Below are 18,814 nucleotides of genomic sequence, written 5' to 3'. Positions count from 1 at the left end.
AACTTATGGTTCTAGGGGCTTGCCCCTAGTTCATGTCGGCGCGGATGCGTGAGCGCAGGTCATCGATCGGCTTGAGGCCGGCGTCGGTCTTGAAGCGCCAGTAGGTCCAGCCATTGCAGGCCGGAGCCTGTTCCATCATGGCGCCCATCTTGTGGATCGAGCCGCTTAATTCACCGTGAACCAGCGAGCCATCGGCGCGGACGCGCGCGGTCTTGTCGCCCTTGGGTGTGTAAAGAATATCGCCCGGCTGGAGCAGGCCGGCCTCGACGACGGCGCCAAAGGGCACGCGCGGCTCGGCCTTCTTGGAGCCCATGACGGCCAGGTCTTCGGCGGTGGCGGGGATGACGCGGGCAATGCGTTCGCTGGCCACCTTGCGATAGGCTTCCTCGCGCTCGATGCCGATAAAGTGGCGGCCCAGGCGCTTGGCGGCCGCGCCGGTTGTGCCGGTGCCGAAGAAGGGATCAAGCACGACGTGGCCGGGCTTGGTGCAGGCCAGCAGGACGCGGTAGAGCAGGGCTTCTGGCTTTTGCGTCGGGTGGGCCTTGTTGCCGTTCTCATCCTTCAGGCGCTCATCACCGGTGCAGAGCGGGATCGACCAGTCGGAACGCATCTGGGTATCTTCGTTGAACGCCTTCAGCGCGTCGTAATTGAAAGTGTAGCGCTTCTGGCCCTTGGCCTTGGTGGCCCAGATCAGGGTTTCGTGGGCATTGGTGAAGCGCGTTCCCTTGAAGTTCGGCATCGGGTTGGCCTTGCGCCAGATGACGTCGTTCATCACCCAGAAGCCCATGTCCTGCATGGCGACACCCAGGCGGAAGATGTTGTGATAGGAGCCGATGACCCAGATGGCGCCGTCGTCTTTCAACACGCGGCGGCATTCGCGCATCCATTCGCGCGTGAACTTGTCATAGGCTTCGAAGCTGGCGAACTGGTCCCACTCGTCATCGACCGCATCGACCTTGGAATTGTCCGGGCGCAGCAGGTCGCCGCCGAGCTGGAGATTATAGGGCGGATCGGCGAAGACGAGATCGACCGAGGCGTCGGGCAGGGTCTTCAGCACCTCGATGCACTCGCCCAGATGGATAGTGTCGAGCTTGAGGGGCGCCTGCGGAACGGACGGGAGTTTGATGGCGGTCGATTTGCGCAAGACGAAGATCCTTCTGACACTGGAGGGAGGTTAAGTCCCTGAATCCAATGACTAGAATCGGTTTGTGTTTAACAAGGTGTTAAATTAACCATACTGTCGAATCGGCCGATTCGCTTTTTTGGGAATGAGTCCGAAAAGACTCACTTTTTGCGCGGATCAGGCGCTTTCGCCCCAGCTCAGCTCGCGGATCGTGGCCCAGCTTGTACGGTGGATCGGTGAGGGGCCGTGTAGCCGCAAAGCCTCCAGGTGCGCTTCGGCCTGATAGCCCTTGTGCTTTTTGAACCCATAGACGGGATAGACGATATCCATCTCGATCATGATGCGATCGCGCGCCGTCTTGGCCAGGATCGAGGCGGCAGCAATGGAAAGCGAACGGGCGTCGCCGCCGACAAGCGGCGTGGAGGGGATGGTCAGTTTCGGGCAGCGGTTGCCATCGATCAGGGCGTGCTCGGCGCAAGGGGTCAGTGCCTCGACCGCGCGCTTCATGCCTTCCATGGTGGCGGCCAGGATATTCATGCAGTCGATCTCTTCCACCGTCATGGTGATCACCGACCAGCAGATAGCGGATTCCTTGATCAGAGGCTCCAGTTCGAAACGGCGCTTTTCTGTCAGGGCCTTGGAATCGTCTATGCCTTCAGGAATTCGCGCCGGATCGAGAATGACGGCGGCCACGCACAACGGACCGGCGCACGGACCGCGCCCGGCTTCGTCGACGCCGCAGATTAGCCCGGCAAGGGTGGATTCAAAGCTGAGATCGGCCATGAATCGCTCATACCGCGATTTGTGGCCGTTGTCTCGCGGGCTTCAATCAAAATACGCTTTCAGGGGTGGCCTGAACGCCGCGGCCCTTTGGGTCGGGACCGAAGCGGTTGGTCGTCGGGGTGCCGTCGGTGACGTAGAAGACGAACATGACGATTTCGGCGATCAGGATGGGCAGAAACAGGCAAAGGAACATCGACCCGAACATGCTGAAAACAAACTGCATGGATTGCTGGTCGGTCATATTGCCGTTGTTGCCTATCAGGTTGAATATCTGTGTGCCAAAAAAGATGAAAAACAGGATCATGCCGACAAAAGCAACGACGATCGGCATGATGTACCACCAGCCGGTACGATTTATGTCGTGCAGGCGCCGCACGGCCACCGCGATGCTGGGCAGCAACAGACCCAGGTTCACAATCTGCATCAGCGGCATGACCGAGAAATAGCGCCCCATGAACTGGGAGGGATCGGGATTCTGAAAGTTCATGCCTGTGAACATGACACTGGTCATTACCGTGCCCATCACCATGCCGACGGCAATGCGGAAAAGCACCCACAGCCAGAATTCCGATCGCCGGGCACGACCCTGGAAATCGACATATTTAACAAGCGGCTGGAAAATCAAAGGCACATTGGACATCGAAAAAACCCCCATTTATCAATTGATCAGAACACACTCGTATCGCCGCCCCGGCCTTTTGGATCGGGGCCAAAACGGTTCGGGCCGGGCGTGCCGTCCATTACATTGAAAACGAATGTAACGAGCGAAGCTGCGAACCAGGCTAAAAAGACCCACCACATGGGCGTTAGAGCTGTCATGATAGCCATGGCCTGGTCCGGTGTGGGGTTAGGACCAATATCCGAAAAGGACTTCAAGTTGTTGATGAAGGCCCCGCCGCTGACTGAAAAGAAGACAATCAGAGCGACGATCAGGACGGCCAGCGGGAAGACGATCCACCAGCCGGTACGGTTGATGTCATGAAAGCGGCGCACGCCAACAGCCAGGGTCGGAAGAAGGATGGCCAGCGAAAAAAGGAAATTCAGCAATTCGGCTGTGTTGCCTATTACCGATTTGAGGATGCTGAACACCAGGCTGGCGATCATCTGGAACAAAAACCACAGCCAGAATTCGGTACGGCGGGAGCGGCCGTTAAAATCGACATAGCGCTTTAGTGGTTGAAACATCAGTTCCATGGCGTCCCCCGGATAATTTGAACGGAAGCTATCGCGTTTTCGCCATATCCGCAATCTCGGCGTGACGGAAACATGCCGTCGTATGGTCGTTGACCATGCCGACCGCCTGCATGAAGGCATAAACAATGACCGGGCCGCAGAACTTATAACCTTTGCTTTTCAAAAGCTTGGCCATTTCCTGTGAGGTTTTGGTTTCGGTGGGGATTTCGCCCCAGTCATAGTGGTTGGTGATCGGTTTGTGGCCCTGGATAGCCCAGATAAAGTCGGTGAAATTCGTGCCTTTTTCACGCAGGTCGAGCGTGATGCGGGCGCTCTCAACGGCCGAAACGATCTTGGCGCGCGAACGGACAATGCCGGGATCGTTCATCAGGCGCTCGATATCGGCGTCGCCGAAGCGGGCCACCTTTTCCGGATCGAAGCCGGCGAAGGCTGCGCGGAAGGCATCGCGCTTGCGCAGGATGGTGATCCACGACAGGCCGGCCTGGAAGCCATCGAGCACCAGTTTTTCCCACAGGGCGCGCGGGTCGTATTCCGGCACGCCCCACTCCTCGTCATGATAGGCGCAGTAGAGCGGATCGGTCTTGGGCCAGGGGCAGCGTGCCTTGTCGCACATGAAGGCGGTCCTCTTTATTCGGTGGTGATTTCGGGCAGGGCTGGCGCAATCCAGGCCGGGATATTCAGAGAAACCGGCCTGCCTTCGGCAGTAAGGGCGCCCTCGCGGCGGTCAATCCGCATCAGGGCCAAACCATGACCTTGCGCGGTGGCCAGCACCTCGCCGGCGCGTTTATCAATATTGAGAATTTCGGTGCCCGCTGCAGGGGCTTCGCCGATATAGTCGAAGCCCAATATGCGATTCTTGATCTGGCCGCGACGCTTCATGCGCGAAGTCAGCTCCTGCCCGACATAGCAGCCCTTGTGGAAGTCAATGGCGGCCAGCAGGTCGAGATTGGCATCGATGGCGTAGAGATCGTCCGGGCCGAAATCCGTGCCGGCTTCGGCCAGACTGTGGGCATAGCGGAAGGTGCGCCAGTCGTCAGGCAGGGCGGTCGCGGTTTGCGACGCATAGGCGAACCCAAACGGCGCATCAATGATTGATCCGCGTGGATCGATCATGAAGCCTTCAGGAAGGTCGCCGCCGAAAGCCACGCAGACCGGATGATCGAGCGCCGTGATCGTCACCTGGGCGCGCAGCCTGTACATGTTGAGTTTGGCCAGCAGGTCATCGCGTTCGGATAGCGGCACGTCCAGCCAGATTTCGTCAGCAGAGACCGCATGGAGCAGCACGTCACAGATCATCTTGCCCTGGGGCCGCAAAAAAGCCCCGTAATGCAGCCTATGAAATTCGCCCCTGGCCGTTTGCTCGACGATATTGTCGATATGGGCGGTGCAGAGCCCTTTGAGAAACCTTGCCCAGTCCGGGCCGGAAACGGCGATCAGGGCGCGGTGGGGCAGGGCGGTAACGGAAGCTGTGGTCATGATGGGTCTTGTTATGATCGTCTCAGGAATTAAGTATGGCGCATGACAGGTGAATTTCCGATTCTTTTGCTGGCCCTGTGCGAACCGTCCAAGGCCCTGGGCTTAAGTGGTCTCATCGCCCGCCTGAAAGCGGAAATTCCCCATGCCCGGATCACGCTGGCGACAACGCAAGCCTCGGCCGTGCTGTTCCAAGATGACGACTTGATCGACGAGTTACAAGCCTTTGACGGCGCCTTATTTAAGCTGAAGTCGCTGCATGGTCTGAGTGAACTCAGCCGGCGTAGATGGGGGCTGTGTGTCGATATCGGTCCGACCCTGATTTCGCGCATGATGAAGGCGAAAACGCGCTTTACGCTCAATCCGAATGACAGCGCCGGTGTGTTGGAACAGATCGCCGCCAAGCTGAAACTCGATCCGCTGGAAATCATGCCGTCTTTGCGCGTATCGCCGCGACGCGAAGCGCAGACGCGCAGCCTGATCGATAGTGGCCGCGAAACCGGGCCGATGATCGTCATGGCGCCGGGCGCCGGGTGGCTGGGAAGGCGCTGGCCGACGGAGCGGTTTGCCGTCCTGGCGACGCGGTTGATGCGGGAAGAGGGGGCCTTCGCCAGCCATCGCCTGCTGATTGTCGGTTCCGAGGCCGAGCGCGACACCCTGCAGGCCCTGCGCATGGCGACGCCGCGCGCCCAGGTTATGGAGGTCGGCGGGGAAATCGCCGAACTCAATGCCTATGCCGCCATGCGTCAGGCTGTCCTGTTTGTCGGTAATGACGAGATGTGGCTGCATCTGGCCGCCGCCGCCGGCATTCCCGCCTTTGGCCTGTTCGGGCCGTCGGATGAAGCCGAGGCCCCGATCGGCGGCCATGTCTTGGCCATTCGCGGACCGCGCACTCTGGCGGATATCCAGATGGTTGACCCAAAGCTCAAACAGAATGTCTGTCACATGCTCGACCTGACGATCGATCATGTGGCGGCCGTCATCGAAAGAGAGATCGCAGGGTGAAGTTTCGCTTCACTTGATGGTATCCGAGGTCTACTGTCCGCCCACTGATTTGAGTAGAGCGGGATGCGTTTTGATGAAAGCAAAACGCCCGCTCTAGTCTTTTGTTTTGTCGCGCAATTTATCCGAAAAGTGGTTTCCACTTTATCGGATTGCGCTCTAAAGGATCGCCGCCATGCCCCGTAATTTTGACCTGATCATTCGTAATGCCGATATCATCAATCATGCCGGGCGGGGCAAGGGCGATATCGGCATCACGGCTGGCAAGTTTGCCGCCTTTGGCGACCTGTCGCAGGCGTCGGCGGGTGAGATTTTCGACGCCACCGGCCTGCTGGCCATGCCGGGCGTGATCGATACACAGGTCCACTTCCGCGAGCCCGGCCTCGAATGGAAGGAAGACTTAGAGACCGGTGCCCAGGCTGCCGTCATGGGCGGGGTCGTGGCGGTGTTCGAGATGCCGAATACCAACCCGACCACCACCAATGCCGAAGCCTTCGCCGACAAGCTGAAGCGCGCCCATCACCGGATGCACTGCGATTATGCCTTCTATGTCGGCGGCACGCATGAAAACGTTCATGAACTGGGGGAACTGGAGCGCCTCAAGGGGTGTTGCGGCGTCAAGGTGTTCATGGGGGCCTCCACAGGCACGCTGCTGATTGCCGATGACGAGGGCGTGGCCAAGGTGCTGGCCAATGTCAATCGTCGCGCCACTTTCCATTCCGAGGATGAATACCGCCTGGCCGAACGCCGCCCGCTGGCGCGCGAAGGCGACTGGACGAGCCATGATTTCGTCCGCGACGCCCAGTCGGCCATCCAGTCGACGCACCGTCTGGTCCGTCTGGCGCGCGAGGCCGGCAAGCGCATTCACGTTCTTCATGTGACAACGAAGGAAGAGATCGATTTCCTGTCGGAAAACAAGGACATCGCTACGGTCGAGATCACGCCGCAGCACCTCACCCTGGTGGCGCCGGAAGCCTATGAGCGCCTGAAGGGGCTGGCCCAGATGAATCCGCCGATCCGCGACCAGTATCATGTCGATGGCTTGTGGCATGGCATCAATGGCGGTATCGCCGACGTTTTGGGGTCCGATCACGCACCGCACACCCTGGAAGAAAAGGCCAAGCCCTATCCGGCCTCACCGTCGGGGATGCCTGGCGTCCAGACACTGCTGCCGGTGATGCTGGACCATGTGGCCCACGGGCGGATGTCGCTGGAACGGCTGGTGGACCTGACCTCGGCGGGCGCTCAGCGCGTCTTCGGCGTGGCGGGCAAGGGGCGCATGGCCGAAGGCTATGACGGCGATGTCACCCTGGTTGACCTGAACCACAAGCGTGTGCTGCGCCATGCCGACATGCGCACGCGCTCCGGCTGGACGCCGTTTGATGGGCTGGAGGTCACCGGCTGGCCGAAAGCGACCATTATCCGCGGCAAGGTGGTCATGCGTGATGACGAGATCGTCAGGCCGTCACTGGGCGAGTCCTGTCGTTTTATGGAGTCGCTTTAAACGGCGCACGCCTTTAAGAGCTTCACCTTATGTGCCTCGTATTCCGGCGAGGGACGGGCGCGGGAGACGAACAGATCGGGTGACAATGCTTGGTCGGGTGTGCCCATCCATGTGCCTTCGGTATCTATGATCAGGCCCGGCAGACAGACAGGTGCGCCGCGCGGCAGGGCGAACAGGTCGACGAGATTGGCCGAACGATCGGGGCGGCGCTGCAACAGCCAGGCCTTGTCGCCGGCGATGGCGACCTCGCCATTGACCGGCAGGACATAGCGGTCGCTGCCGACCTTCTGGGCGCAATTGGCCTTGAGCGGATCGCCGGAATCGACCGCCATGTCACGGGTACACAGGCCCAACGCCTTGAGCGTGGCGGCATTTTCAACCGAATAGGCGGTGAAATAGGTGGCAAGGCTTGCCGCCTGTACACCGATACGCAGGCCATCGAACAGGCCACGCTGGATGCCATCGAAACCGGCGGGGCTGACCAGAACATAACGCCCGCCGGTGCCGACCGGCCGCCAGAGGTCGGGACTGTAGACCGAGCCGGTGGGCATAATGACCGAGAGATAGGGAAGCCCCATGGCATCCGCCCGCTGTAAGGGGTGCCATTTTTTCCCCTCCAGGATTTCGCACGTCTCCTTGTCGCAATCGCCGGCGCGGACCTGGACCGAGGGCCGCGTCGCCTTCGGATCTGCGGCTGGATAAAGCTGGACCTCGCCTTTAGCCGCAGGGGCGGGGAGGGCATAGGTGGGGCCTGCCTCCGGCTTTGTGAAGAGATCGCAGCCGCCCAGTAGGATCAGGGGAAACGCGGCCACTACCATCCATAGTCTCATCATCGTCTCCATCGCCTCCAGCCATTACCGCAACAAATCGGCATGAAAAAGGCCCGCGAGGCCGTAACCCCGCGGGCCTGTTCAGTTTCTTAGACGGTTAGTCTGCCGAAGAATAGGTGCCGTTGCCGGCGATCGTGCATTGAACCGGATCGTTGTGCGACTTGGCGATTTTGCACGGCGTCGAATCGGCAATACTGTTGCGGTTGGGAGCGATGATAGCAATATAACCGCGCTTGTTGCTGCACGCGATTTCGACGATGACGGCGCCTTCGATGCCATCGGATTCACCAATGTAACGAACGTCGCTGACATCGCAGTCCTTGCCCGGTTGGGCAACCTTGATCAGCTTGTCGATCTGTGCGCGCAACTGCGTTTCGGTAACGAAGGTGCAGTTTTTGCGGCTGGTTTGGTCGATGAAGCAGTCATTGACGCGCACTCCGGCGGTGCTGCCCGGCTGCGGTACGAAGCCGATCAGGCCCCAGGGCTGTTCCTTGCACTTGAACTCGACATAGTCGCGCTTGGTCTGTTCCTGTGTGCCGACGACATTGTAGTCCGTGACCGTGCAGGGGAAGCCGGCCTTGCCCAGAAGCGCCGAATAGGTGCCGTTGGCATCAGCCGCCGCCACGCCGGCGTCCGTGAATTTGCAGCCGCCCAGACCGGCCGCGCTGGCGCAGGTAATACTACGTTCAAAGGTGTTGTCGAGCTTGGTCAGGGCTATGAAGCCGGGCTTGTTGGTGCAGCCGAATTCATAGAACATACCATCGTTTTCTTTGTTGACCCCGACGAAGCGGACATTGTTGACTTGGCAGTCCTTGTCAGCCGTAGTAGCGACGGGCTTAAGCACGGCCATTGTCTGTTCCTTTGTCGTGAACTGACAGGCGGAACTGGTGCCATCGACCACGAGACAGCTCTTGAATTCTGTCGGCGCCTTGGCGCCGAGCTGGGCGTAGTCGATGATGCCGCCGGCTTGCGCGCCGCAGCCGACTTCATAGCGATCGATCAGCGGTTCGGTCGAGGTCGAGCCGATCACGCGGGCATCGCTGATCTGGCAGCCGGGCAGGTACGGCTGGACGATTGCAGTGAGCCATGCGTAGTGCGGCTTGTTTTCCGGAAGGACGCACAGGATGGAGTCGGGACGCGTGGCCTGCAGCTTGGCGGCCAGCGAACAGGTGAAGGCCTGCCCCACTTCGGTGGGGGAAATGCTGGTGATGATGAAGCCAGGGCCGGTCTTGCAGGCCACTTCGTAGAGTTGGCCCTTGACCTTGGTGCCGTCATCCTTGGCAAATTCAGTAGGGCCCATCAGGTAGGCGTCGACCGGATCACAATCGATTTTGGCCAGGGCGATAATGGCTGGAATATCGGCCATGCTCTTGGCCTGGACGGCTGGATCGATCTTGAACGCGGCGCTTGTGTCGACTTTTACGCCGTCAACCTTGAACTTTCCCGCCTTGGAGAACTCGATCTTTTTTTGCTCGGCATATGCGGGATGTGAGCCGGCACTGGCGACAATGGCCAAGCCGAGGGCGATGGCCAGGGTTTGCGCCCTTTGTACCATCTTTTTGAAATCGAAAGATATTTTCATTGGTGGCGTCTCTCCGCTGGTCCGACCTGTGAAATTACCGTCGCGGTTTGCCCCGCCACGAATTAATTTTCAATAGGTTTATTGCCGGCTTGTGGCGAATACAAGGCATTATGGACAACGTCATGCCGGTTGCTTGCGGGCAAGCCTTGAGGTCCGCACCGCCATGGCCAGGGGCATGCACATCAGGATGGCTGCCATCAAAAAGGTGACCTTCATGCCGCCGGCCACCGCTTCCGGCTGTGCGATGGTGATTTCCGTTCCGGATGCCAGGGCGAAAACGGCGCCCATCAGGGCGGTGCCGGTGATAAGGCCCAGATTGCGCGACAGGCTGAGCATCCCCGAAACCACGCCCTTCTGATCGGCCGGTACACCCGTCATCAGGGCGGTATTATTGGCGGCCTGGGTGAGCTGATAACCGGGGGTGAGCAGGCCGATGGCGGCGATATAACCGGCAATGCCGAACAGGGGAGGCAGGACGGCCAGACCCGCGGCGCCGAACGTCATGGCAAACAATCCGGCGGCGACCATGTGTGATGCGCCGAAACGATCCACCAGTCGGCCGGCCACGACGCCGCTAAGGGCCGACAGGACCGGCCCTACCGACATCACAAGTCCGACATTGATGGGATCAAGGCCCAGCTTCCGGGACAGGTAAAACGGCCCGATGACCAGGGTCGCCATCATGACGCTGGCGATCAATGTGCTGACCGTGAGGCTGACGCTCAGGGCCGGATCGCAGAACATCGTCAGCCGAACCAGGGGAAAGGACGCGCGGGTTTCGGCATAGATAAAGCCACCGGCGGCCAGGACGGCAATGCTCAGCAGGCTGACACTGGCCAGACCGGGACGGGCTGTCGTCAGGGCCAGGGCGTAGGCCGCCAGGGTAATGACGAGCAGCAGCGTGCCGCTGATGTCGAGGCCCTGGGATGCCGCTTTCGCGGAGATATTGTCGGCGGGCAGGTAACGCCAGGCCAGCCAGAGGTTCAATACCCCCAATGGCACATTGATCAGGAAGATGGCTTCCCAGCCCAGCGCCGTGATCAGGGCGCCGCCCAGCGATGGCCCAAGCGATGTGCCTATGGCGGACATGGTGCCCAGCATCCCCATGGCGCTGCCGGTCCTCGTCGGCGGCACGGTTTCGCTGACCATGGCGATGGTCAGCGCCATCATAATCGCCGCGCCCAGACCTTGCGCGGCGCGCATGGCGATGAGCCATGAGAGCGCAGGGGCGGTGCCGCACAGCAGTGAGGTCAGGGTGAACAGGGCAATGCCGGCCAGGAGCAGGCGCCGCCGGCCGAACAGGTCGCCCAGCCGTCCGGCGCTGACAATGAGTGCGGTGATGGCGATCAGATAGGCGATCACGACCCAGCGCACCTCTTGAAAGGTGGCGCCGAACGCCTCGGCCAGGGTGGGCAGGCCGACATTGGCGATGCTGGTATCGAGGGAGGGCATCAGCATGGACAGGGACAGGCTGGCGAGTCCCCAGCGCGCGGCGGCCGGCAGGGTCTGCGGATTGGCTGACATGGCGATTTCCTTCTAGGTCTAAATGCCGGCAGGATATCTCTTGGCTTGTTATGGCGGAAGGCGCATCATATGCAGTCTATTCGTGCGTTTAGCGCTATGTTACAGGTGCGGCATGTCTCACCCCGATCTCAACCTGCTGGTCACCCTCGATGTGCTGCTGACCGAAGGCAGCGTGGCGCGCGCCGCCAAACGGCTGCGCCTGAGTCCCTCCGCCATGAGCCGCGCCCTGGCCCGGTTGCGGGAAACGACCGGTGATCCGTTGCTGGTTCGCGCGGGGCGTGGACTGGTGCCGACGCCGCGGGCGCTGGAACTGCGCGAACACACCGGACGACTGGTGGAAGCGGTTGAAGCCGTCCTGCGTCCGGCCGAGGGGTTGGACCTGAAACGCCTGGAACGGACCTTCACGTTGCGGAACCGGGAAGGGTTTGTTGAGACCTTTGGCGCTGCCATCCTGGCGCGGGTGAATGCGGAAGCGCCGGGCGTGCGGCTGCATTTTCTGCCGAAGCCGGACAAGGACAGTTCGGCCCTGCGCGATGGCCGCGTCGACTTGGAAACCGGCGTCATCGGCGGGGATACGGGGCCGGAGTTGCGCGCGCAGGCGCTGTTTCATGACCGCTTTATCGGTGTGGTGCGCCTCGATCATCCCCTGAACGCGAAAGACATAACCGCCGCGCGCTATGCGGCCGGGCGGCATATCCTGATTTCGCGCCGGGGCGCGGACCGGGGACCGGTCGATAACGCTCTTGAACCGCTCGGTCTCAAGCGAGACATCGCCGTGATGGTCGGCAGTTTTTCAGAGGCCCTGGCCCTGGCTCGCGCCTCGGATATGATCGCCTGCGTACCCGAATGCTATACGCTGCATCTGCGCGCGGGGATGCACAGTTTCTCCCTGCCGGTATCCGTGCCGGAAATTCGGGTGTCATTGCTGTGGCACCCGCGCATGGACGCCGATCCGGCGCATCGCTGGCTGCGGGACTGCATCCGCGCGGTCTGCGCCAGCTAAGATTTCATGTTGCCGTTCGCGTCAACTTTGGCTAGGGTGACCAAAAGAGGGAACCCGATCATGAGCGATATTCTGAGCCATCACGATAACGGTGTGCTGAAGCTCACCCTGAACCGGCCGCACAAGAAGAATGCCCTGACCAAGGCCATGTATAGCGCCCTGACGGAAGGACTGGCGCGGGCCTCCGCCGATGAGACGGTGCGCGTTGTGGTGATCGGAGCGGGGGGCAATGATTTCTGTGCTGGCAACGATATCCTCGACTTCGCCCAGGATTTGCCAGTCTATCAGGATGAGACGGCCGATCATGACAACCTGCCGGTCTTCCGCTTTCTGAAGGCGCTCACCTTTTTCGATAAACCACTGATCGCTGCCGTGAAGGGACAGGCGGTCGGGGTGGGCGTCACTCTCCTGCTGCATTGCGACCTGGTGGTGGCGGCGGAGGATGTGCGCTTGAGCCTGCCTTTTCTCAAGCTGGGACTGGTTCCCGAAGCCGGCTCGACCGTGCTGTTGCCCGAGCGCATCGGCCACGTACGTGCTTTCGCCTGGATGGCGCTGGGGGAGGTGATCGGCGCCGAAGACGCCCACAAGCTGGGTTTGGTCAACAGCATTGTATCGCGTGACACACTGGGTGAAGCCGCCCAGGCCATGGCGCAAAAGCTGGTAAAGCTATCGCCTTCCAGCCTGCGCCACACCAAGGCTTTCATGCGCAATCCGGAAAAACTGTGGCAGGTGATCCGGGCCGAGGGGGCGGTTTTTCGCCGGCAACTGACGAGCCCCGAAGCGCAGGCGGCTTTCATGGCTTTTCTATCAAAATGAACCCTGGCGAAATAAACCGATGTAATAATTGCGGTGTGTGTGATTGACCTTGTCATGCTGTGGTCTTATTGGGCCGCCAGTATTGTGCCGCATCTATTGTAAAGCAGGATCGGGTAGTTGGCTCTGGACGCACTGGCCTTGGATTTTTCGATTAGTCTTGAGACGCCGGATCTGGATCAGCCCATCCTGGAACTGACGGACCGCGCCTTTGGGCCGGGCCGCTATGTCAAGACGGCCGAACGCCTGCGCGAAGGTTCGCGCATTCTGCCGGATATGAGTTTCGTAGCCCTGCGCAGCGGGCAATTGCTGGGTAGTGTGCGCATGTGGCCGATTGATGTGCGGGAAGGTGAGGCGTGTGAGCGCATCGCTTTTCTCGGCCCCATCGTCGTGGATGATGCCTGCCGCGGCCAGGGCATCGGCAAGGCACTGATCCATGCCTGTGTGGAAGCCGCGTTGGCCAAGGGCCTGCGGGCGGTTTTGCTAGTCGGGACACCGGGCTATTTTCAGCCCTTCGGTTTTGAGAAGGCAAAAGGCATCGCCCTGCCAGGGCCGGTCGACCCGAACCGCCTGATGATCCGCTACAGCCAGCCGGACCTGGCCTTTACCGGCCGCGTCAGCAAGGCCATTTGATCCCAACTGCCTGACGGTCTAGGTTATGTCATGACAACGATTCCGCTTATCCCAGACATGAAGTCCCCGGCCACACGCGCCGTTTTTTCCGCCCTTGAAGCCAAAGGCGGTGCGGCGTGCGTCCGCTTTGTCGGTGGCTGTGTGCGTAATCTCATCATGGGAAAACCGGTCAGCGATCTCGATCTGTCCACCCAACTGACGCCGGATGAGACGGAAGCCGCGCTGGAAGCTGCGGGTATCCGCAGCGTGCCGACCGGCAAGGCTTTCGGCACCATCACGGCGGTGGTCGACGGAGCACCTTACGAAATCACCAGCTTACGTGAAGATGTCGAGACCGACGGCCGCAGGGCGGTGGTGAAATATACCACCGACTGGGCGAAGGATGCCTTGCGCCGGGATTTCTACCTCAATGCCCTTTATGCCGATATCGACGGCACTGTTTATGATCCGACAGGTGAGGGGCTGGCCGACGCCGAAGCGGGCCGGGTGCGTTTCATCGGCGAGGCGGAACAGCGCATCCGTGAGGATTATCTGCGTATTTTGCGCTTCTTTCGTTTCAGCGCCGGCTATGCGCGCGAGATCGATCCGGGCTCCCTGGCGGCCTGCGTGGCGCTGAAAGCGGGCATCGACGGCCTTTCCGGCGAACGCATACAGCAGGAATTGCTGAAGACCCTGGCCCTGCCGCAGCCGCTGATGGCTTTCAATGCCATGCAGGCGCACGGGCTGATGCCGCGTGTGGTGCCGGGCTGGCACGCGACCGGCGAGGCCTTGCCGGAACTGGCGGCAGTGACCGGCCTGACGGATGATCCGGAAATCCGCCTGATGGCCCTGATCGATAGCGGTGTAGGCCTTTCCGCTCCCGCGCTTCATGCCTGTCAGACGCGGCTAAAATGGTCGCAGCGCCTCTATAATCGCATGCGCGATGCCGGCCGGGCGCTGGATGGCCTGGCTGAAAACGCGCCGTTTGCCCGTCTGATGTACCTGCACGGTCGTCAAGCCACGGAAGATGCGGTCTATCTGGCCGCCGCACACCAGGGCAAGGAACCGACCGCCGTCGCCTATGTCATGCAGATGCTGGCGGGTCTTGAAGTTCCTGTTTTTCCGGTAAAGGGCGCCGATCTGATCGCACGGGGCTTATCCGCCGGGCCGGCGGTGGGGGCGGCGCTTAAGCAATTGGAAACCGAATGGCTTAATCATGATTTCTCACAAAGCGTGATTGAGGCGGCTCTTGACGCATTTGCGAAAGAAGCCAAATCTTGATTCACATTCGGGGATCATGAGTATGCGTAACGATTACATCGCCATTCTGGAAACCGGCGTCCCGCCCGCGGGGCTCGATGCCACCTACGGCACCTATGCCGACATGTTCGCACAGCTTTTGGCGAGTGAGGGGCGTTCCTTCAAGGTTTTCAAGACACTGTCAGGCGAACTTCCTGAACAGGATGAAAATCTGAAAGGCGTGGTCATTACCGGTTCGCCGGCGGGTGTCTATGAGGACGATCCGTGGATTGCCGCCCTGATGGACTGGTTGCGCGCACTCAACACAGAAACCCCCGTCGTCGGCATCTGCTTCGGCCATCAGGTGATGGCGCAGGCCTGGGGCGGCCATGTCGAGAAATCGCACAAGGGCTGGGGCATTGGTTTGCATGAATATGAGGTTCAGGCCCACGACCTGTGGCAGGAACTGGCTGGCGCCGGCGCCACGCGGATTGCCTGCGCGGTCACTCACCAGGATCAGGTGGTCAAAAAGCCGGAAAACGCCATCGTGCTGGCCGGTTCGGAATTCACGCCGCACGGCGCGCTGTACTACACCCAGCGCAAGGGGCTGTCCTTTCAGTGCCACCCGGAATTCTGCGAGGATTTCGCTAGCGACCTGCTGATGAGCCGCCGCGGCATTCGCATCGATCCGACCCTGGTCGATCAGGCATTGACGACGCTGAAAAAGCCCAGCCAACGCCACGACCTGCTGGGCGCGATCTCAAAATTTTTGGGCGCTTGATTGCTGACACGCGACATTCATCCAATTCCCGACGATATTCGTCAGTTGCTGCATGATCATGGTCTGTGGGAGGCTTATCAGGCGCGTCCGCCCTATCAGCAGAACGACTATATCGGCTGGATCGGGCAAGCCAAACGTACCGACACGCGGGACAGACGCATCAACCAGATGCTGGATGAGCTAAAAGCCGGCGGACTCTATATGAAGATGCGCTGGGCAGGATAAATCTCCTCCCCTGTTGCAGGGGAGGTGTCGAGCAAGCGAAGCTGCTAGGCGAAGCGTGTCGAGACGGAAGGGTAAGGCTTACGCCGGTTTTTACCCCTGCGTCATGGACTTCGCCACGACACCTCCCCTTCCTGAGGGGAGGAGATTTATTAAGGCCACTTCACCACAGGCGGCATGGACGACATGATGGACGACACGTAACCACCTGTTTTCAGGCCGAAAATCGTGCCACGGTCGTACAACAGGTTGAACTCGACATAGCGGCCACGCTGGATCAGTTGCGCCTCTCGGTCGTCTTCTGTCCATGATTGATTGAAGCGGCCGCGCACGATTTCAGGATAAACCGCGAGGAAGGCCCGGCCGACATCCTGGGTGAAGGCGAAATCAGCGGCATGGTCGCCACTGTTCAGGTGATCATAGAAGATGCCACCGACACCGCGCGGCTCATGGCGGTGGGGCAGGTAGAAGTATTCCTCGCACCATGCCTTGAACTTCTCGTAATAGGCCGGATCGGCGATATCGCACACCTCCCTGAATGCCTTGTGGAAGGCGATGGCATCAGGCGCTTCGGCATGGCGATCAGCAGCCATCAGCGGCGTCAGGTCGGCTCCGCCGCCAAACCAGCTTTGCGTGGTGGTTATGAAGCGCGTATTCATATGCACGGCCGGCACATGCGGATTGGTCATGTGGGCGATCAGCGAAATGCCGGTGGCATGGAAGCGCGGATCGACATCGGCGCCGGGGATCGACTTGGCGAATTCCGGCGAGAAACTGCCATGGACGGTCGAAATATGCACTCCGACCTTCTCAAACAGCCGGCCCTTCATGATCGACATCTCGCCGCCACCACCGGCTTCGCGGTTCCACGGTGTGCGCTCGAAACGGCCAGCGGTCTCGCCATAAAGCGCGGCCGGGGCCTCGTCCTCCAGTTGCTCGAAGGCGGTACAGATCGAATCGCGCAGGGATCGAAACCAGGCGGCGGCCTGGGTCTGGCGGTCAGTCGGCATTTCGGCGGGGAGGGCAGCGGTATGGGTCATGGTGTCGTGATAGCGCTGGGTGTTGCGCGTGGCCACTTCTTTTTCATGACGTGCGGCTAAAGGCCACATAATTATCATGGAAATTGTCGGGTATAACCGAGGCTCACTGGACGGGAGCCGATTCACATGGCCGCTATTATTGACTCACCCCGCAATTCACCGAGAAACTGGCAGGAACATGATCCGCGTCACCTGCTCGATCGTGAGGCGCCACGCTACACCAGCTATCCTTCGGCCCATCATTTCAAACCTTTATCGTCGGATATTCATGCCGACTGGCTGCGCGGTCTCTCTTCCGGCGGCAGTATCGGCCTCTATATTCACGTCCCCTATTGCGAGCAGATGTGCTGGTTCTGCGGCTGCAACACCCAGATAACGCGCCGCTATGACGCGATCGCCGCCTATGTCGATCAACTGGTTGCCGAAATCGCCCATGTCAGCCGCCAGATCGCCATGCGACCTTACGTTCACAGCCTGCATTTCGGCGGCGGCTCGCCGGGCCTGCTCCAGGCAAAGGACATGGAACTGCTGTTCGATGTGCTGCGCGACCGGTTTGTCTTCCTGGCCGACGCCGAAATTTCGATTGAACTGGACCCGCGCCGGGTGACGCCGGACATGGCGCGCCTCTATGCCGGGCTTGGGTTTAATCGCGTTAGTCTGGGGTTGCAGGATACTGATCCGCAGGTGCAGAAGGCCATCAACCGCATTCAGCCCATGCCGGTGGTGCGCGCCAGCGTCGATGCCCTGCGCGAGGCCGGCATCAAGGGCCTGGGGCTCGACCTGATCTATGGTCTGCCGTTCCAGGACGAAGCCGCCTTTGGCGCCACCCTGGCCGATGCCTTAAGCCTGCATCCCGATCGGCTGAGCGGCTTTTCCTATGCCCATGTGCCGTGGGTGCGCAAGCATCAACGGTTGATCGACGCTACGGCCCTGCCGGATGCCGCGCACAAGCTGATCCTGTTTGAGCGCATGACGGAAACCCTTACCACGGCCGGTTATACGCCTATCGGGATTGATCATTTCGCCTGCGCCGAGGATGGACTGGCGGTGGCGTTGAAGCATCGTCGCCTGCGCCGCAATTTCATGGGCTATACCGACCAGCCCAATGACCGCCTGCTGGCTTTCGGCGCTTCCGCCATCAGCGAATTCGATGAAGGTCTGGCGCAGAATGCTAGCCAGAGCGCCACCTATCAACGGTTGATCCGCGAAGGCGGCCTGGCCACGGCGCGCGGCTGGGCCTATCGGGAGGATGACCGCGTGCGCAAGGCGGTGATCGCGGAGCTGATGTGTTATTTCGAGGCCGATATCGGCGACATCCTCGTGCGCCCCGGCAGGGCGTTCAATGCGCTCGATGCCGAACTGGAACGCCTGAAGCCCTTGGAGGCACTCGGTGTGGTCGAATGCCAGTGCCGGGTCGTGCGCCTGAAATCACCGCTGAAGATGCTGATTCGCAATGTCTGCGCGGTCTTCGATCGCTATATGGAACAGCCGGATGGCCAGGCACGCTATTCCAGGGTGGCCTGATCCCTTGTACCTCCCCGCTTGTCGGGGAGGGGGACCGCGCCGCCCTTGCGGCGGGGTGGTGGGATCTCTTGCTTAAGGTAGGTGTTTGCGCACCGGGAAGCCGTTTGTCTGCCGCAATGCTTCGCCCAGCGCCATGCTGGCCGCGTTGATGACATTGATCGAACGCGCCTCGGCGCTGATCGGGATAAACAGCCGGGCGTCGGCGCGGGCATGGACCTCATCCGGCACACCGGCGCTTTCGCGGCCCATCAGCAGGATATCGTCAGGCCGAAAAGTGAAGTCATAGGCCGGTTCGGCCGATTTGGTGGTGAATAGCACCAGCCGCGCGGCCGGCATGTCCGCCCATAGGAAATCAAGATAGGCAGACCATGACACATGGTGCGACACTTTGGCGCAGCGGCCATAATCCATGGCCGCGCGCTTGATGGCTTTGTCGCCGAGCGGAAAGCCGCACGGCTCGATGACATCGAGATCAATCTCGAAAGCGGCGCTCAGGCGAATGGCGGCGCCAAGGTTTTGCGGGATATCCGGCTGGTATAGCGCCAGGCGCATTGCGGTCTGCTCT

General features: G+C 60.6%; 20 protein-coding genes. 9 read left to right on the top strand and 11 right to left on the bottom strand.

The genetic code is table 11. The annotated features are described in order from the left end of the window. Positions 1-25: 25 nt before the first annotated feature. From BLO49_RS03725 to ygfZ, 6 genes are all read right to left on the bottom strand, one after another. Positions 26-1,144 (bottom strand): site-specific DNA-methyltransferase, encoded by a 1,119-nt coding sequence (locus tag BLO49_RS03725; protein ID WP_090644324.1) that lies wholly within the window; start codon positions 1,142-1,144, stop codon positions 26-28. A 156-nt stretch (positions 1,145-1,300) separates the two neighbouring features. Next, positions 1,301-1,906 (bottom strand): ribonuclease HII, encoded by a 606-nt coding sequence (locus BLO49_RS03720; RefSeq protein WP_090644321.1) that lies wholly within the window; start codon positions 1,904-1,906, stop codon positions 1,301-1,303. A gap of 46 nt (positions 1,907-1,952) precedes the next feature. Further along, entirely contained in the window at positions 1,953-2,546 is a 594-nt protein-coding gene (locus BLO49_RS03715; RefSeq protein ID WP_170828192.1) for a DUF805 domain-containing protein, read from the bottom strand. A 26-nt stretch (positions 2,547-2,572) separates the two neighbouring features. Continuing rightward, positions 2,573-3,100, bottom strand: a complete 528-nt coding sequence (locus BLO49_RS03710) for a DUF805 domain-containing protein (protein ID WP_170828191.1) — start codon at positions 3,098-3,100, stop codon at positions 2,573-2,575. A gap of 28 nt (positions 3,101-3,128) precedes the next feature. Continuing rightward, entirely contained in the window at positions 3,129-3,713 is a 585-nt protein-coding gene (locus tag BLO49_RS03705; protein ID WP_090644314.1) for a DNA-3-methyladenine glycosylase I, read from the bottom strand. Between the two features lie 14 nt (positions 3,714-3,727). After that, positions 3,728-4,576: a CAF17-like 4Fe-4S cluster assembly/insertion protein YgfZ gene (ygfZ, locus tag BLO49_RS03700; protein WP_090644311.1), complete on the bottom strand. Its 849-nt coding sequence runs from the start codon at positions 4,574-4,576 to the stop codon at positions 3,728-3,730. A gap of 42 nt (positions 4,577-4,618) precedes the next feature. Between ygfZ and BLO49_RS03695 the strand changes: the two genes are divergently transcribed. Then, on the top strand, positions 4,619-5,578 hold the full coding sequence (locus BLO49_RS03695; RefSeq protein WP_090644308.1) for a glycosyltransferase family 9 protein: 960 nt from the start codon (positions 4,619-4,621) through the stop codon (positions 5,576-5,578). 172 nt (positions 5,579-5,750) lie between these two features. After that, entirely contained in the window at positions 5,751-7,079 is a 1,329-nt protein-coding gene (locus tag BLO49_RS03690) for a dihydroorotase (protein ID WP_090644306.1), read from the top strand. Here BLO49_RS03690 and BLO49_RS03685 read toward each other — a convergent pair. The 3 genes from BLO49_RS03685 to BLO49_RS03675 all read right to left on the bottom strand — a co-directional run bounded on the left by BLO49_RS03685 (position 7,076) and on the right by BLO49_RS03675 (position 11,015). Then, the gene (locus BLO49_RS03685) at positions 7,076-7,909 is read right to left on the bottom strand and encodes a hypothetical protein (protein WP_139159611.1); all 834 of its coding nucleotides are present in this window, start codon (positions 7,907-7,909) and stop codon (positions 7,076-7,078) included. The two genes, BLO49_RS03690 and BLO49_RS03685, sit on opposite strands and share 4 nt — an antisense overlap. Before the next feature lie 97 nt (positions 7,910-8,006). Next, complete coding sequence (locus tag BLO49_RS03680) at positions 8,007-9,491, bottom strand: hypothetical protein (RefSeq protein ID WP_090644300.1); 1,485 nt, start codon at positions 9,489-9,491, stop codon at positions 8,007-8,009. A gap of 120 nt (positions 9,492-9,611) precedes the next feature. After that, positions 9,612-11,015, bottom strand: a complete 1,404-nt coding sequence (locus BLO49_RS03675; protein ID WP_090644298.1) for an MFS transporter — start codon at positions 11,013-11,015, stop codon at positions 9,612-9,614. A gap of 112 nt (positions 11,016-11,127) precedes the next feature. Here BLO49_RS03675 and BLO49_RS03670 point away from each other — a divergent pair, with 112 nt between their 5' ends. From BLO49_RS03670 to BLO49_RS03645, 6 genes are all read left to right on the top strand, one after another. After that, positions 11,128-12,018: a LysR family transcriptional regulator gene (locus tag BLO49_RS03670; protein ID WP_090644295.1), complete on the top strand. Its 891-nt coding sequence runs from the start codon at positions 11,128-11,130 to the stop codon at positions 12,016-12,018. 60 nt (positions 12,019-12,078) lie between these two features. Further along, positions 12,079-12,834, top strand: a complete 756-nt coding sequence (locus BLO49_RS03665; protein ID WP_090644290.1) for an enoyl-CoA hydratase — start codon at positions 12,079-12,081, stop codon at positions 12,832-12,834. 117 nt (positions 12,835-12,951) lie between these two features. Next, entirely contained in the window at positions 12,952-13,464 is a 513-nt protein-coding gene (locus tag BLO49_RS03660; RefSeq protein WP_245678843.1) for a GNAT family N-acetyltransferase, read from the top strand. A 30-nt stretch (positions 13,465-13,494) separates the two neighbouring features. After that, positions 13,495-14,724 carry a CCA tRNA nucleotidyltransferase gene (locus BLO49_RS03655; RefSeq protein ID WP_170828190.1) on the top strand — a complete coding sequence of 410 codons (1,230 nt, stop codon included), beginning with the start codon at positions 13,495-13,497 and terminating at the stop codon, positions 14,722-14,724. 22 nt (positions 14,725-14,746) lie between these two features. After that, on the top strand, positions 14,747-15,463 hold the full coding sequence (locus BLO49_RS03650; protein ID WP_090644282.1) for a type 1 glutamine amidotransferase: 717 nt from the start codon (positions 14,747-14,749) through the stop codon (positions 15,461-15,463). Continuing rightward, positions 15,464-15,688 (top strand): YdeI/OmpD-associated family protein, encoded by a 225-nt coding sequence (locus tag BLO49_RS03645; protein WP_245678842.1) that lies wholly within the window; start codon positions 15,464-15,466, stop codon positions 15,686-15,688. It begins immediately after the preceding gene. Positions 15,689-15,837: 149 nt separating this feature from the next. Here BLO49_RS03645 and hemF read toward each other — a convergent pair whose 3' ends face one another. After that, positions 15,838-16,725 (bottom strand): oxygen-dependent coproporphyrinogen oxidase, encoded by an 888-nt coding sequence (gene hemF, locus BLO49_RS03640; RefSeq protein ID WP_090646073.1) that lies wholly within the window; start codon positions 16,723-16,725, stop codon positions 15,838-15,840. Between the two features lie 126 nt (positions 16,726-16,851). On the opposite strand from hemF, the gene hemN reads away from it, so the two are divergent. Continuing rightward, positions 16,852-18,249: an oxygen-independent coproporphyrinogen III oxidase gene (gene hemN / locus BLO49_RS03635; protein ID WP_090644279.1), complete on the top strand. Its 1,398-nt coding sequence runs from the start codon at positions 16,852-16,854 to the stop codon at positions 18,247-18,249. A gap of 72 nt (positions 18,250-18,321) precedes the next feature. Here the strand turns inward: hemN and BLO49_RS03630 are convergent, their stop codons facing one another. Next, entirely contained in the window at positions 18,322-18,801 is a 480-nt protein-coding gene (locus tag BLO49_RS03630; RefSeq protein WP_090646071.1) for a tRNA (cytidine(34)-2'-O)-methyltransferase, read from the bottom strand. Positions 18,802-18,814: the final 13 nt, after the last annotated feature.

Origin of the sequence: Asticcacaulis taihuensis (assembly GCF_900100255.1) — a bacterium.
GTDB classification, from domain to species: domain Bacteria; phylum Pseudomonadota; class Alphaproteobacteria; order Caulobacterales; family Caulobacteraceae; genus Asticcacaulis; species Asticcacaulis taihuensis.
Note: the sequence above shows the minus strand (reverse complement) of the source record. Positions and strands in the feature narration are given on the sequence as shown.

Bases quoted from the DNA above. Each gene is read 5' to 3' on its own strand.
- BLO49_RS03720 (WP_090644321.1), bottom strand. From the start codon at position 1,906: ATGGCCGATCTCAGCTTTGAATCCACCCTTGCCGGGCTAATCTGCGGC.
- BLO49_RS03715 (WP_170828192.1), bottom strand. From the start codon at position 2,546: ATGTCCAATGTGCCTTTGATTTTCCAGCCGCTTGTTAAATATGTCGAT.
- BLO49_RS03710 (WP_170828191.1), bottom strand. From the start codon at position 3,100: ATGGAACTGATGTTTCAACCACTAAAGCGCTATGTCGATTTTAACGGC.
- BLO49_RS03705 (WP_090644314.1), bottom strand. From the start codon at position 3,713: ATGTGCGACAAGGCACGCTGCCCCTGGCCCAAGACCGATCCGCTCTAC.
- ygfZ (WP_090644311.1), bottom strand. From the start codon at position 4,576: ATGACCACAGCTTCCGTTACCGCCCTGCCCCACCGCGCCCTGATCGCC.
- BLO49_RS03695 (WP_090644308.1), top strand. From the start codon at position 4,619: ATGACAGGTGAATTTCCGATTCTTTTGCTGGCCCTGTGCGAACCGTCC.
- BLO49_RS03690 (WP_090644306.1), top strand. From the start codon at position 5,751: ATGCCCCGTAATTTTGACCTGATCATTCGTAATGCCGATATCATCAAT.
- BLO49_RS03685 (WP_139159611.1), bottom strand. From the start codon at position 7,909: ATGAGACTATGGATGGTAGTGGCCGCGTTTCCCCTGATCCTACTGGGC.
- BLO49_RS03680 (WP_090644300.1), bottom strand. From the start codon at position 9,491: ATGAAAATATCTTTCGATTTCAAAAAGATGGTACAAAGGGCGCAAACC.
- BLO49_RS03675 (WP_090644298.1), bottom strand. From the start codon at position 11,015: ATGTCAGCCAATCCGCAGACCCTGCCGGCCGCCGCGCGCTGGGGACTC.
- BLO49_RS03670 (WP_090644295.1), top strand. From the start codon at position 11,128: ATGTCTCACCCCGATCTCAACCTGCTGGTCACCCTCGATGTGCTGCTG.
- BLO49_RS03665 (WP_090644290.1), top strand. From the start codon at position 12,079: ATGAGCGATATTCTGAGCCATCACGATAACGGTGTGCTGAAGCTCACC.
- BLO49_RS03655 (WP_170828190.1), top strand. From the start codon at position 13,495: ATGACAACGATTCCGCTTATCCCAGACATGAAGTCCCCGGCCACACGC.
- BLO49_RS03650 (WP_090644282.1), top strand. From the start codon at position 14,747: ATGCGTAACGATTACATCGCCATTCTGGAAACCGGCGTCCCGCCCGCG.
- hemF (WP_090646073.1), bottom strand. From the start codon at position 16,725: ATGACCCATACCGCTGCCCTCCCCGCCGAAATGCCGACTGACCGCCAG.
- hemN (WP_090644279.1), top strand. From the start codon at position 16,852: ATGGCCGCTATTATTGACTCACCCCGCAATTCACCGAGAAACTGGCAG.
- BLO49_RS03630 (WP_090646071.1), bottom strand. From the start codon at position 18,801: ATGCGCCTGGCGCTATACCAGCCGGATATCCCGCAAAACCTTGGCGCC.